Below are 14287 nucleotides of genomic sequence, written 5' to 3'. Positions count from 1 at the left end.
GCAAGGGGATTTGCATTCTCTTCGGCGCACTGCGCGTTGACTTGAGGGAGACGGCCTGCAAGATCGAAAGCGACAGGCCCCGTGTGCGAATCCGTGCGGAATGCTCGGGCCGCACAGCAAGGCCGGCCCGCAAGCCGCGCGCTACGCTTGCGCACCGATCCCTGGAGCCGCCGATGCCCTCCTCGCCCACGCCCCTTCCCGAGCCGCAGATCGCGCACTACCTGCGCTTTTTGAAAACCAGCCGCGGCCTGCGTTTCGAAGCCGACACCCCGGCCGGCTACGACGCCCTGTGGCGCTGGTCGATCGACGAGCTGCCCGACTTCTGGGCCTCGATCTGGCAGCACTTCGATGTGCGCTCGTCCGCGCCCTACGGCAGCGTGCTGTCCGGGCCCGCGATGCCCGGGGCGCGCTGGTTCGAGGGCGCGCAAGTCAACTATGCCCGGCAGGTCCTTCGGCATGCGGATGCCGCGCATGCGGCCGGTCACCCGGCCATCGTGTTCCGCAACGAAGGCATGGGCCGGCACGATCCCAAGGCACTGCAGGAAACGAGCTGGCCGGAGCTCGAGCGCCAGGTCGCCTCGCTGGCGCTGCACCTGCAGCGCCTGGGCATCGTGCCCGGCGACCGCGTCGCCGCCTTCCTGCCGAACACGCCGCAGGCCATCGTCGCCTTCCTCGCCTGCGCGAGCGTGGGTGCGGTGTGGTCGGTGTGCTCGCCCGACATGGGGCCGGTGGCGGTGCTCGACCGCTTCCAGCAGATCGAGCCAAAACTGCTGATCGCCTGCGACGGCTACGTGTACGGCGGCCTGCAGCACGACCGCCTGCCGCTGCTGCGCGAACTGCTCGAGGCCTTGCCGAGCGTGCGCGACCTGGTGCTGCTGCGTTACCTCGACGAAGCGGCCGATGCGGCGCCACTCGCCGCCGCCGGGCGCGCGGTGCACGACTTTGCCGCGCTCACCGAAGGCGAGGCGACCTTCGAGCCGCTGTGGCTGCCCTTCGACCAGCCGCTGTGGATCGTCTATTCGAGCGGCACCACCGGCCTGCCCAAGGCCATCGTGCACGGGCACGGCGGCGTGATGCTCAATTCGCTCAAGGCCAATGCCATGCACCACAACCTGGGCGCCAGCGCCGAGAGCGGCGACCGCTTCCACTGGTACAGCAGCAGCGGCTGGATCATGTGGAACGCGCAGGTCTCGGGCTTGTTGAACGGCGCGACCGTGTGCCTGTACGACGGCAGCCCGGGCGGGCCGGCGCCGGCCATTGGCCCGGCCGACTGGGGCGTGCTGTGGCGCTTCGCGGCCGATGCCGGTGTCACCTATTTCGGCGCGGGGGCCGCGTTCTACGCGAGCTGCCTGAAGGCCGACGTGGAGCCGATGCGCGAGGGCGACCTGTCGGCACTGCGCGGCGTGGGCTCGACCGGCTCGCCGCTGTCGGACGAGGGTTACCAGTGGATCTGGGACCAGTTGCCCAAGCGCGAGGGCCGCGACATCTGGCTCAACCCGATCTCCGGCGGCACCGACTTTGCGGGCGCCTTCGTCGCCGGCATGGTGACGCTGCCGGTCGTGAAAGGCGAGATGCAGTGCCGCTGCCTCGGTGCGGCGGTCGAGGCCTGGAGCGAACCCGACGCCGGCGGCCGTGGTCGCGCGCTCGTCGACGAGGTCGGCGAACTGGTTTGCACCCAACCGATCCCGTCGATGCCGCTGTACTTCTGGAACGACCCCGACAACCGCCGCTACCTGGGCAGCTACTTCGACATGTACCCGGGGGTCTGGCGCCACGGCGACTGGATCCGCATCACGCCACGCGGCGGCGCCGTCATCTACGGCCGCAGCGATGCCACGATCAACCGCTACGGCATCCGAATGGGCACGGCCGAGTTGTACCGGGCGGTGGAGGCGCTGCCGGAGGTGCTGGACAGCCTGGTGGTCGATCTGGAGTACCTGGGCCGCGAGAGCTACATGCCGCTGTTCGTGGTGCTGCGCGAGGGGGTGGTGCTGGATGCGGCGCTGACGAAGCGGTTGAAGGACGTGATCAAGACGGCGCTGTCGGCGCGGCACGTGCCCAACGAGATCTTCCAGGTCGAGGCGGTGCCGCGGACCTTGTCGGGCAAGAAGATGGAGCTGCCGGTGAAGAAGTTGCTGATGGGCGCGGATGCGAAGCAGGTGCTCAACGCGGACGCGATGGCGAATGCGGAGTGCGTGGATTGGTTCGTGGCGTTCGCGCGGCGGCGCGCGGCGAGCGAGGGCTGAATTGCTCCTCTCCCAGAAGGAGAGGGAGGAATGCATCCTCTCCTGCGGGACACAGAGCGCCCACGCGAGAAAGAGCAGCACCGATCAGTCGAACCCCATTCAGCCCGTTGGATCTGACCGGCCGACCCCTTCGCAGCACGCAGGAAAACCGAGCATGAGTGGCTTCATGCCGATGCCGTCAGAGAACGCGCCAGTGCGTCGCCGACCTCCTGCATGAAAACGCGCACCCGCGCCGTGCGGCGCAGGTCGGCGTGCGTGAGCAGCCACAGCGGGGTCTCCAGCCCCGTGATGTCGTCCGACACCGCCACGAGCTGCGGCTCGGTGCGCTCGACGAACACCGGCAGCACCGCCACACCCAGGCCCGACCGCGCCATGGCCACCGCGCTGTGCAGCAGATCGACGCGCAGCCTCACGCGTTCCGCCGGCACGTTTTCGTGCATCCAGCGATCAAAAAAGCGCGCGCGGCGGTCGCGCTCGTAGCCGATCCACGGCGCCTCCTCAACCAGCCGCTCGAGCGGCTGGCGCCGTTGCGGCAGTCCGGCCGCGCCGCGCAGGGCATAGGCGCGAAAACGCACGGCCCCCAGCGGGCGGCCGACCAGGTGCTGCGGCACCTCTTTGCTCAGACGCAGCGCCACGTCGGCATCGCGGCGCGACAGATCGGCGAGTTGCGAAGCCTCCTCGACTTCGATCGCGATGCCGGGATGCGCGCGAGCGAACGCCGCCAGCGGTTCGGCCAGCAGGTACAGCATGGCAACGTGCGCGGTGTTCAGCCGCAGACTGCCGCTCAGGCGCAAGTCGCGGCCCAGCAGGCGGCGCTGCAACTCGTCGAGCACGGGCTGCATGCGGCGCGCCTCCTCGACCAGCAACTCGCCCGCCTCGGTGGGCGCGTAGCCACTGCGCAGGCGCTCGAACAGGCGGGCGCCGAGGCGCTGCTCCAGTGCGTCGAGCCGGCGCAGCACGGTCGAATGGCGCACATCGAGGGCGCGTGCCGCACCGGCCAGCGAGCCGGCCTCCGCGACCGCGAGGGCGTAGCGCAGATCGTCCCAGTTGAAGGCGCGCTGCTCGGCAGAAGTGATGGTGTTGGAGACCGAGGGGGACATGGAGGTCGTTGAAAGGTGAGTCGGGGCAAGGTCGTCGGCAGCGCTGCTCGCATGTTGTGCGTTTTTGCAAACTTGGAGCGCACTTTATCGGCTTGTCAGTGCGATTGTGCAAACCTAAAGTTGTCTGCATCGCAACCAAGGAGCCGAGCATGATGAACCTTTCGAACTGGTCCGTCGCCTTCTGGCGAGCCTATCTGCGCTGGAGCGGGCAGGGCTACGAAGCCTGGCGCGTTCGCCACCCGCGCAGCGCCGCGGAACCTCTTACTAAAGGGAGAACACCATGCCCTTCATGCACCTGCGCCTGAGCCGCCCACAGGGCACCGGGCCGGCACTCGAGACCGCCGCCCTGGCCGACCGCTTGACCGCACTGATCGGCCGGCACCTCGGCAAGAAGCCGGCGTTGACCGCGCTGCAGATCGAATGGGTGGACGCGGCGCAATGGTTCATCGGCGCTCGCTCGCTGGCCGATCAAGGCCTGGCCAGCTTCCAGGCTCAGATACAGGTCACCGGGGGCACGAACACCAAGGTCGAAAAGGCTGGTTTCGTGTCGGCCGTGCACGCCCTGCTCGCCGAGGCCCTGGGGCCGCTGCACCACGCCAGCTACGTCGTCGTGGAAGAAGTACCCGCCGACGCCTGGGGTTACGGCGGCCACACCCAGGAGCGCCGCTGGATCGCACCGGACACGCCGGCGTCGCAGACCGCTACAGCGGCAGTTCGGTGAAATACCGCCCGCCATGAAAGATCAGCGGCGTGGAGCCGGGCGTCACGCTGCAGCGTTCGACCTCGCCGACGAAGATGACATGGTCGCCTTCTTCGTACTGGCTGCGGTTGAAGCACTCGAACACTGCCGCCGCACCGTCGAGCAGCGGCGCGCCGCTGGCGCCCTCGGTCCAGGCCACGCCGGCGAAACGGTCGGTTGTCTTGCTGGCGAAGCGCTCGGCGAGCCGGCGCTGGCTGGCGGCCAGGATGTTGATGGCGTAGTGCGATCCGCGTGCAAAGGCCGGCATCGTGCCGGCCTTGCTCGCCAGACTCCACAGCACCAGCGGCGGCGCCAGCGAGACGGAATTGAAGGAGTTGGCGGTCAGCCCGACGCAGTCGCCGTCGGTGGTACGGGCGGTCACGATGGTCACGCCGGTGGCGAACATGCCCAGCGCATCGCGAAAGTGTTGCGGCGTGAAACTCGGCGCCAGCGCCTGGCGCACGGGCTTGGGCAAGGGAGGCGTCATGACGAACTCTCGGCGGTCAGGTGCTGCCGGATCAGGCCGGGTCGGCCAGCAGCCGCGGCAGCTCGCCGCTGGCGATGAGGCGTTCGAGATCCTGCGCGCCGCCGATGAGCTGCCCGCGCACGAACACCATCGGGAAGCTGGTCCAGCCGGTCCACATCTTGAGCGCCGTGCGCGGCCGCCAGCCGCTCACGTAGCTGCCGTATTCGAGGTAATGATGGGCCTGCCCGGCGGCGGCGAGCGCCTTGCGGGCGCGCCGGCACCAAGGGTTGCCCGCCATGCCGATCACGAGCACGGGGTTGGACGCCGCCGCGGCGCGCACGTTGTGGACGATGTCGGCATGCGCGTTGACGACCTGGTCGCGGATCGCGGGGTGAAGCTGGGCTTCGTCGAGCACGGGGCGGGGCATCGGATCCTTCGTGGCGGGTTCGAGGCAGTGTCTCAGAGCGGCGTCATCGAGGCGCCGGCCGGTGCATCGACCTTGCCGGCTTCGGCTTCGGCACCGGCTTCGGCATCGGCTTCGGCATCGGCTAGCGCGCCCTGCGCCTCGTCGAGCGGCATCGCGGCCGGCGTGGCGCGGGCCAGCGCCATCCAGGCCGTGAAGGGCAGGCTCATCGAGCGCAGCGGCGCCGGGCGCAGACATTCGAGCGCACCGAAGCCCACGCCGTCGGCACGGCGGCGCGCCACGATGACGCCGCATTCAATCGGCACTTCGTCGGCCTCGGCGATGCCCTCGGCCAGCACGTAGCTGCAGCCGCCGGCCATCTGCAGGTAGGCCGCGCGTTTGTCCGGCAGGCGCAGGTCGGCCAGCAGATCGGCGCGCCTGACCTTGATCTCGTGGACGAAGGGCGCGAGGTAAGCCTCCACGGTGGTGTGGCGCACGGAATAGACGTCCGGCATCGCCATCACCCAGGCCTCACCCGCCCGCGCCCTCAGGCTCAAGCCGCGCCAGGCGATGCGCCCGGCGCGCTGCATTTCGATCACCACGCGCTCGACCAGCGCCTCGTGCAGGCTGAAGGCGGCGCGGTTGCGCTCGAGCGAGCGCGCGAGCTGCGCGATGCCGGCGGACGTGAGGCGCAGCGTCTCGTGGCCGCTGACCGCGAACACGCGCTCGACCAGGCCGGCGGCAAGCAGATCGATCTCGACCGCGTCGCACGCCGGCCAACCGGCCGAGCGGTGGATGTCGCGCAGCCGCCGGGCATGCGCTCGGGGCAGGCCATCGTTCGAAGCGCGTAGGGGGGAGGTCATGGCGCGCGGACGTTTGTCGGCCGGAAATGGTAGTGCGGTCGTGCCGGTGGTGCAGGCGGTGCGAGCGTTGCCAGCGGTGGCGGTGGTGCAGGCGGCATGGGTCGGCGGTCGATGTCGTTTTCGCTCGCAGCCGGAAGCGGGGTCGCCGACTTCGTTCAGCAAATTCCTATTCACTGCGTCGGCGACCCCGCTCCCGGCTGGGCCGGTGCTCTCCGGCGCGCCGCAAGAGCAAACTTCGCTCACGCTGAGTCGGTGCTTTCTTCGGAACGCCGAAAAAGCACAGTGCTGCTGGCGAAGACGGGTCCGGATGCCCGGCGGAGCGAACAAGAATTTCCCTGAGTGCAGCCGGACATCCGGACTCGGCTTCGCTCGCGCCGACAGAGGCGTCGGCAAAAGCGGTTCGTCGTTCCTGACTTCGCGTCTGCGGCAAGACTCAAAGCGCGCCGATACGCGTGATCCCCGTTCGCGTCAGCACATACAGCGCGCCATCGTTGCCCACGCGCAAGTCCACCGGGTTACCCGATACGCGGGCGAAGGCATAGGCCGCACCTTCGTTGTCGAGATCGAGCCGGCCGACGAAGCTGGTGACGAAGTCCGCGAAGAAATAGTCGCCCCGATAGGCGGCGGGGAAACTGCCGCTGGCCGGATAGAAGGCGCCGCCCGCGATGGAGGCGCCCGTGAAAAAGCCGCCCGGGCCGGAGCCGGCAGGATTCGCGTCGGTGTGCCTGTAGGCGAACAGCGGCGCCGTCATGCCGGCTATCACGCCGTCAGGCCCTTCGGAGGCCGGCCAGCCGTAGTCGGCACCGGCTGCGCCCAGATTGATCTCTTCCCAACGGTTCGCACCGACGTCGTTGATGTGGATCCGACCCGTGCCCGGCTGCACCGCGAAGGTGAAGGGATTGCGCAGGCCGTAAGCCCAGACGCGCGCATCGTTGAAGCCGCCGACGAAGGGGTTGTCGGCCGGGGCAGAGCCGTCCGTGGGGTTGATGCGCAGCAGCTTGCCGAAGGGCAGCGTGAGGTCCTGCGCCTGCACGCCGTTGGCGTTGTCGCCGACGCCTACGTAGAGCTTGCCGTCGGCACCGAAATGCAGCGCGCCGCCGTTGTGGTTGGTGGCCGTGGAGAGGGTGGGCAGGTCGAGCAGCACGAACTCCAGGCCGGTCGCCACGTCGCCGCTCGCAACAAAGCGGCTGACCCGGTTGTGGATGCCGCCCTGCATCGTCGTGTAGTGCACGTACACGTAGCCGTTGGTCGCGAAGCCCGGATCGACGGCCACGCCGATCAGGCCGCGCTCGCCGATGCTGTTCACGTTCGTGAGCTGGACGAAGGGCGTCGGCAGCAGACGGCCGTTCTTCACCACGCGCAAGCGGCCGTCCTGCTCGGCCACGAGCAAACGGCCATCGGGCGTGGTCGCGAAGGCGCTGGCGGCGAGCAGGCCGGTGACCCAGCCTTCCTCCACGCTGAAGCCGGCGGGGCGGTTGCGGCTGCCGCCGAAGGCCACGGTGACGCCTGACCACGGAGAAACCTTCCCGCTCGCATCGCGCGACCGGGCGCGCAGCACGTGCTGGCCGGAGGCATAGGCGGTGGTATCCAGCGTGGCGGCATAGGGTGCCGTCGTGTCGGCAGGGCCGAGCGGCTCGCCGTCGACCTGGAACTCGACGCTGCTCACGCCGACGTCGTCGCTGGCGGTCGCCCGCAGCTCGATACTGCCGTCGAGGTTGCGCGAGAAAGCGGCCGGCGCAGTGAGCGTGGCGATGGGCGCCGTCGGGTCGCCGCCAGCCGGCGGCGCATCGCCGTCGCCACCACCGCCCCCGCAGGACGTGAGCAGTACCGCCGAGGCGAGACCGAGGGCCCAGCCGAGAAACGTTTGCTTCGTCATTGCGCCTCCGAGAGCTGCCGATGCCGGTCACAGTGCGAATCGGGGACCGGCGCCGCCCCGGCTCCCCGCCCGTTCGGACCATGCCGTCGGATCAGCTTAGCCTTTTCAGGCCGAACTCTGCGCCGCCTCCCTCACATGCCGCACCATCGCCTCGGCCAATTCGCGTTCGCCGAGGAAGACGCGAGCCGCGCCTTCCTTTTCAAGCAGGCTGGCCTCCTCCTCGCTGTGCGAGCGCACCACGGTGCGGATCTGCGGGTTGAGCGTACGCGCCACCTCGATCATGCGGCGCACGTCGATGGTGTCGGGCGTGGCCACCACCAGCATGTGCGCGCGTGCGATGTGCGCCTGGATCAGCACCGACGGCTCGGCCGCGTCGCCCAGCACGGCCGGCACGCCCTGCTGGCGCAGCGCCTCGACGCGTTCGCGGTTGTGGTCGGCCACGACGAAGGGCACGCCGTCGCGCTTGAGCGCCTCGGCGATGTGGCGGCCGACCCGGCCGTAGCCGACGAGCACCACCTGGCGGGCCAGGTACCGGGCCTCGGTGGAGGCGGGCAGCTCGGCGAGCGGATCGTCGCGCTCCTCGAAACGGCGGGCCAGGGCCGAGTTCGAACGAATCCAGCGCTGCGCCGGCTCGACCAGCGAGAACACCAGCGGGTTGAGCGCGATGGAGATCAGCGCGCCGGCCAGGATCAGGCTCTGGCCTTCCGGCGGCAGCAGGCCCAGGGCGACGCCGAGCGCGGCGAGGATGAAGGAGAACTCGCCGATCTGCGCCAGGCTGGCCGAGACGGTGAGCGCCGTGTTGAGCGGGTAGCGAAACAGCAGCACCACGGCGGCAGCCGCCAGCGACTTGCCCAGGATGACGATGCCCACCACGGCCAGCACCTGCCCGGGCCGCTCGACGAGCACGCTCGGCTCGAACAACATGCCCACCGACACGAAGAACAGCACCGCGAAGGCGTCGCGCAGCGGCAGCGATTCCTCGGCGGCGCGCTGGCTGAACTCGGACTCGCGCATGACCATGCCGGCGAAGAAGGCGCCCAGCGCGAACGACACGCCGAACAAGGCCGCCGAGCCGTAGGCGATGGTCAGTGCCGCCGCCACCACGCACAGCGTGAACAGCTCGCGCGAACCGGTCTTCGTCACCTGCCACAGCAGCCAGGGGAAGAAACGCCGCCCGACCACGAGCATCAGGGCGATGAACACCACCACCTGCAGCAAGGTGACACCCAGCGTGGACCAGACATTGCCGCCGGGCAGGCCGCCCCCGGCCGTGCCGAGCGCACCCGCCACGGCCGGCAGCAGCACCAGCACCAGCACCATCGCCAGGTCTTCGACGATCAGCCAGCCGACTGCTATGCGGCCGTTCATCGAATCGACCACGCCGCGGCTCTCCAGCGCCTTGAGCAGCACCACCGTGCTGGCCACCGAGAGCGACAGGCCGAACACCAGCCCGGCGCCGAGATTCCAGCCCCACCAGTGAGCGACCCCCATGCCGAGCAGCGTCGCCACCGCCATCTGCGCCACCGCGCCCGGCAGGGCGATCTTGCGCACCGCCATCAGCTCGTCGAGCGAAAAGTGCAGGCCCACGCCGAACATCAGCAGCATCACGCCGATCTCGGCCAGTTGCGCCGCGATGGCCATGTCGGCCACGAAGCCCGGCGTCGTCGGGCCGATCAGGATGCCGGCGAGCAAATAGCCGACCAGCGGTGGCAGCTTCAGCCGCGCGGCAAGAAAGCCCAGCACGAGGGCCAGTCCCAGGCCCGCGGAAATGGTGGTGATGAGCGTGACTTCGTGGGGCATCCGTGACGCCACACCGGCGTGTCGTGCGGCAGGCCGACCGCGCCGCTTCGGCGCGGGCAGTTTGGCACAGGCCTCCTGAGTGAAGCGGCAGCCGGCACACGGCGCCGGGCCGTGAACAACCCGCGGGCTCAGTTCAGCAAACGCGCGAAGTCCGAATCGAGCCGAACCTGCTGCACGGGCGGCGCAGCCCATTGCTGCATCCACTGCGCGAAGGCCTCGACCGGCATCGGCTTGGCGATGAGGTAGCCCTGCGCTTCGTCGCAGCCCAGCGCCTGCAGCATCTTCCACGCCTTGGCCGTCTCCACGCCCTCGGCGACGACGCTCAGGCCCAGGTTGTGCGCCAGGTCGATCACCGAGCGCACGATCTTGGCGTCATCGAGGTCGCTTTCCATGTTGAGCACGAAGCTCTTGTCGATCTTGAGTTCGTCCACCGGCAGGCGCTTGAGGTAGGCCAGCGACGAATAGCCGGTGCCGAAATCGTCGATCGACAGCTTGAAGCCCAGGGCGTGCAGGCGCTCGAGCGTCTGCAGTGCGCGCTGCGGGTCGTCCATGATCGCGCTTTCGGTGATCTCCAGGCACAGGGTGAGCGGCAGGGTGCCGTGCAGGACGGCCAGGCGCTGCATCTTGTCGGGCAGCTCCTGGTCGAGCAGGTCGCGCACCGACAGGTTGATCGACAGGTGGATGTCGCTGCCCGAGCGCTTGAGGCGGCTCAGTGCCTCGGCGCCCTGCCCGATCACCCACTGCGTGAGCTGGCGGATGAAACCGGTCTGCTCGGCGAAGGGAATGAATTGCATCGGCTGCACCAGGCCGCGGGTCGGGTGCTGCCAGCGCACCAGCGCTTCAGCGCCCACCACGCGGCCGCTCGCCAGCGAGACCTTGGGCTGCAGCCACAAGCGAAGCTGCCCTTCCTCGATCGCGGTGCGCAACTCGCTCAGCAACGACAGCGACTCCTCGCTGCCGCCGTCCTGCGCCGGGAGGTAGCGCGCCACGCCGAGTTGCCGGCGCTTGGCCGCGTACATGGCGACTTCGGCGCGCCCGAGCAGCACGTCGGCCTGTTCGCCGTCGGCTGGGAAGCAGGCGATGCCGATGCCGGCGCCGAGATCGACGGTGTGGTCGTCGAGCGCGATCGGCGTCTCGAAGGCGCGCAGGATGCGCCGCGCCGCGCCGCCGGCCGCGTCGCCGTCGGCGCCCGGCAACAGCATCGCGAACTTGTCGCCGCCCAGGCGTGCGGCCACGTCGCCGCCACGCCGCACGCCGAGCAGCCGCTGCGCCACCTCGCGCAGCAGGCGGTCGCCGAAGCGGTGGCCGAGCACGTCGTTGACATGCTTGAAGCGGTCGAGGTCGAGCATGAGCACGCTGAAAGGCGGCCTGGCGTCGCCGGCGCGCACGACGGCGTCGCGCAGTTCGCTGCGGAAGCGCTCGCGGTTGGGCAGGCCGGTCAGGTCGTCGTCGAAGGCGAGCCGGCGCACTTCCAGGTCGCGCGTTCGCACGGCCTGTCGCATCGCCTCGAAGGCCTGCGCGAGGCGGCCGATCTCGTCGTCGCCCGCAGCCGGCACCGCCTGCGCATAGTCGCCCGCCGCGAGCCGGCGTACCGAGGCAGACAGCGCCACGAGCGGCGTGGTGATGCGCCGCGCGGTGATCACGCTGCCGAACGCGAACACGGCAACGGCGGCCAGCGTGAATGCCAGCAGGAGCCACTGCAGGCGCCGGTACGGCGCGGCCGCATCGTCGAGCGAGCGCATCAGCACGGCGACCGCCTGCTGCTGCGGGTCGCGCCCGAGCGGCACTTCGCTGGCCACCACCGCACCGACGAGCCGGCCGGCGTCGGCCTGGCTGAAGTGCAGCCGCAGACCGGCCGGGCCGGTCGGGCGGCGCTCCCCGGCAGCAGCGGTGCGCGCCGCGATCCACTTCGACGTGAAGCGGTCGTCGTCAGCCACGCCGAGCGTGGAGCCGAGCAGGCGCCAGGGCGTCTCGGGCGAGCGGCGGGTGAGCATGGCGACTTCGATCATCGACAGCGAACGCATCTCCTCGAGCAGCGAGGTCTGCACGCGAAAGCCCATCGCCACCCAGCCGATCAGCAGCGGCGCACGCACCGGCACCACCACCAGCTGAAAGGGCTCGCCTTCGAGCATCACCACCTGGTCGTCGTCGACCGCGGCCGTGGCCATGCGGCGCAGCAACGGCAGGAAGCGATCCGCCCCTTCGACGGTGGCGGCCTGGAGTTGGAACTGCGGATCGGTGAACACCGCGATGTCGGCATCGATCCGCCCGGCCTGGTTGGCCAGCGCCGAAGCCAGGGTTTCGCCGTCCCGGCTCGCCACGGCCGAGCGAAAGCCGAAATCGGCCGCCAGCAAGCGGGCGGCTTCGGTCAGGCGTTCGGCGTTGTGGCGCAGCAGGCGCAGGAAGATGCGCTCGCCGGTCCGCAGCTCTTCGCTGACCGAGGCGCGGGCGCCGCGCTCGATGCCCGAGCCGATCAGCAGCAGGCTGGCGAACTGCACGGCCAGCAACAGGCCGAGGAAGAGCGCGACGATGCGGAACTGCAGGCCGCGCCGCGACAGGAACCTGCCCACCGGGCCCATGTCAGCGGGGCTCGATGCCGAGCGTCACGGAGGCGTCGGCGGCGCCCACTTCGAGCGGCTGCAGCGGCGCGTCGGTGTCGGCCGGCAGGCCGGGATGCCAGACCTGAACGCGGTGCCTGCCGCGCGGCAGTTCGAGCTGCGCCCGGCCCTGCGGGTCGGTGCGCGCGAAGTAAGGCGTGTCCACCACGCGGATGAATGCCGTCATCGCATCGTGGATGTTGCAGCCGAGCACGGCGGTGCCCGGCTTGTCGAACACCACCGGTTGCGTGGGCGTGCCGACGTACAGCTTGATCTCGAAGGTCTTGATGGGCGAGAACGAATAGACGTGGTGGCGCACCGTGTCGTGGTTCGGAAAGTCGACCGGCGTGCCGGTCTGCACGGCCAGTACCGCGGGCACGAAGCGCTTGCCGCGTTGGCCCATCTCCACAGGCGGCACGCCGCTCGCCAGGCGCGGTGCGCCGTCCACGAACACCGCCACGACGGCGTCGGCCAATGGCGCGCCGCCGGCGCCGGTCACGCTGATCGTCAGCGTGGTGGCGGCGGCCGGCAAAGAAGCGAGGGCGGACGCGCCGAACGCCAGCCAGACGGCCAGGCGGCGCGCCGGGCGCGCCATGCCGCGACCGGCTTGCGAGTGAGCGCGCTCGCGGGCACCGGGAAAGCGCTGGTCGGCCCCTCGAGGGGCCGCGATCGACGTAGACATGGAGCGTTGCTTCCAGGCTCTAGGGCTGGATCGCCAAGCCCTGCACTGCCTCGCCGCCGGCGATGGTGCCGAGGCGCGTGGCCGCGCCGGTGGCCAGATCGATGCGGTACAGGACCGAAGCGCGCGCGCCGGCGCCGGTGAGCGCGGCGTAGGCGATGTTGTCGACGTCGCTGATGTCCAGGCTGGCGCGCTCGAAGCCCCCGGCGCCCAGCGGCCCGACGGTGAACAGCCGCCCGGTGTTCGGTGAAACGGCGGGGGTTGTCCCCTCGCGGGTGCCCTGGGTGACCAGCACGCCCTGGCGCGCGTCGATCGCGAAGTTGGTGGTGATCTTTTCGTCGCGCTGGTTGTAGCTGTAGGCCGCGGCGACGGCGGCGAACGGCTTGCCGGCGTTGGCGTCCGTCGGGCTCCACGCGATTGCGCCATCGGGCTGCAGCCCGTCGGTCTTGGCATCGGCGTCGACGACAGCGCCGGTATCGGGGTGCGCGCGCAGGTTCTGTCCGGCGTCGCTGACGATGCGGATGCGGTCGACCGCCGGGTTGAAATCGAAACCGAACTCGCTGCCGCGCAACGCGATGCCGAACGGCGCGCCGATGGCGGCGGCGCTTGCGGTGGCGGTGTCCACGCGGTAGAGCCGGCCGCTGCTGCCGAGCGCGAACAGCTGGCCGCGAGCCACGCGGTAGTCGATGCCGAGCACACGCTCGCCCGGCTGCAGGCCCGCGAGCGGGCGCTGGCTCAGAATTTTCTGCGGTTGGCCGGCATTGAAGCCGAGCAGGTGGTTGGCCGTGTTCACGGCATACAGCGTCTCTTTCGCGGGCGGGCCGATCGGCTCGTCGGGAACCGACGAACAAGCGGACAGAACGAGGGCGGCAAGGAGGGCGGGCGTTCGGGTCATGGTTCTTGTCGAGAAATGCAGGCAGGAAGCGCAATGGTCCCCGACGCGCCGCGTGGGCAAGGCGGGATAAAGCACGGTTTTCGGGCCCAGTCGCGGCGTCGGGTGCGGGGTGCGACGTAGTGCACGCCGAACAGGCGGGGCCGGGGGACCGGCGGCCGACATCCGGCGGGCCAGGCTGCAACCGCGCTTGCGTGCCGCGTGCCGGCAGCCTGCAACGGTGATGCCGCCTTCAGCGACTCGCGCGCACCGCCGCAGCCGCCCAGCGCACGGTTCATACCAAGCCGCATTCAAACGCATCGATGCTGGTGCTGCAGCGCAGCTGCCGAGGGCATCGGGCGACCGGCTCCGTTCATGTCCTCCGGCGTCGGCCTGCCGGCCGACACCTCCCCCTTTACTTCACTGCGCCGCTCACCCGACGCCCTCCGCAGCAGGCACCGTCGCAGCCTCGAACGACTGCACAACCGAGCGTCTACAGGTGGTGGCAGGAGCGCTGTGGCGGGTTGCTGTGTGGAGTGAAGTCAAGGAGGAGGGCTGGGCGTGAGCCCAGCCCGGGGGACATGAACGCAACACAGCGACCCGGCGCAGCGCTCGCGCGCTGAGCTTGCACAGTCGGCATTCCGAAC

Annotated in this window: 11 protein-coding genes; 2 read left to right on the top strand and 9 right to left on the bottom strand. The window is 70.0% G+C overall.

Features of this window, described 5'->3' with window-relative positions:
• Window positions 1-173: 173 nt before the first annotated feature.
• On the top strand, window positions 174-2246 hold the full coding sequence (locus tag H0W40_RS10490; protein WP_292445946.1) for an acetoacetate--CoA ligase: 2073 nt from the start codon (window positions 174-176) through the stop codon (window positions 2244-2246).
• Window positions 2247-2410: 164 nt separating this feature from the next.
• Here H0W40_RS10490 and H0W40_RS10485 read toward each other — a convergent pair whose 3' ends face one another.
• A complete protein-coding gene (locus H0W40_RS10485) occupies window positions 2411-3346 on the bottom strand; it encodes a LysR family transcriptional regulator (RefSeq protein ID WP_292445944.1) in 936 nt (311 codons plus the stop codon).
• A 280-nt stretch (window positions 3347-3626) separates the two neighbouring features.
• Here H0W40_RS10485 and H0W40_RS10480 point away from each other — a divergent pair, with 280 nt between their 5' ends.
• Entirely contained in the window at window positions 3627-4067 is a 441-nt protein-coding gene (locus H0W40_RS10480; protein WP_292445942.1) for a tautomerase family protein, read from the top strand.
• On the opposite strand, the gene H0W40_RS10475 is transcribed toward H0W40_RS10480, so the two are convergent.
• The 8 genes from H0W40_RS10475 to H0W40_RS10440 all read right to left on the bottom strand — a co-directional run bounded on the left by H0W40_RS10475 (window position 4048) and on the right by H0W40_RS10440 (window position 13664).
• Window positions 4048-4572, bottom strand: coding sequence for a flavin reductase family protein (locus H0W40_RS10475; RefSeq protein ID WP_292445940.1), 525 nt, complete (start codon window positions 4570-4572; stop codon window positions 4048-4050). The two genes, H0W40_RS10480 and H0W40_RS10475, sit on opposite strands and share 20 nt — an antisense overlap.
• Before the next feature lie 31 nt (window positions 4573-4603).
• On the bottom strand, window positions 4604-4978 hold the full coding sequence (locus H0W40_RS10470) for a glutaredoxin (protein WP_292445938.1): 375 nt from the start codon (window positions 4976-4978) through the stop codon (window positions 4604-4606).
• A 32-nt stretch (window positions 4979-5010) separates the two neighbouring features.
• Entirely contained in the window at window positions 5011-5817 is an 807-nt protein-coding gene (locus H0W40_RS10465; protein ID WP_292445937.1) for a hypothetical protein, read from the bottom strand.
• 433 nt (window positions 5818-6250) lie between these two features.
• On the bottom strand, window positions 6251-7693 hold the full coding sequence (locus H0W40_RS10460; RefSeq protein WP_292445935.1) for a PQQ-dependent sugar dehydrogenase: 1443 nt from the start codon (window positions 7691-7693) through the stop codon (window positions 6251-6253).
• Between the two features lie 105 nt (window positions 7694-7798).
• Complete coding sequence (gene ybaL, locus H0W40_RS10455) at window positions 7799-9493, bottom strand: YbaL family putative K(+) efflux transporter (protein ID WP_292445933.1); 1695 nt, start codon at window positions 9491-9493, stop codon at window positions 7799-7801.
• A 128-nt stretch (window positions 9494-9621) separates the two neighbouring features.
• Complete coding sequence (locus H0W40_RS10450; RefSeq protein WP_292445931.1) at window positions 9622-12072, bottom strand: EAL domain-containing protein; 2451 nt, start codon at window positions 12070-12072, stop codon at window positions 9622-9624.
• A 1-nt stretch (window position 12073) separates the two neighbouring features.
• Window positions 12074-12772, bottom strand: a complete 699-nt coding sequence (locus H0W40_RS10445) for a methylamine utilization protein (protein ID WP_292445929.1) — start codon at window positions 12770-12772, stop codon at window positions 12074-12076.
• Window positions 12773-12791: 19 nt separating this feature from the next.
• The gene (locus H0W40_RS10440) at window positions 12792-13664 is read right to left on the bottom strand and encodes a DUF4394 domain-containing protein (protein WP_292445928.1); all 873 of its coding nucleotides are present in this window, start codon (window positions 13662-13664) and stop codon (window positions 12792-12794) included.
• Between the last annotated feature and the right edge of the window lie 623 nt (window positions 13665-14287).

The organism is Methylibium sp., from assembly GCF_013817345.1.
Lineage (GTDB): Bacteria > Pseudomonadota > Gammaproteobacteria > Burkholderiales > Burkholderiaceae_C > Methylibium.
This window is presented reverse-complemented; position numbering and strand designations above follow the sequence as displayed.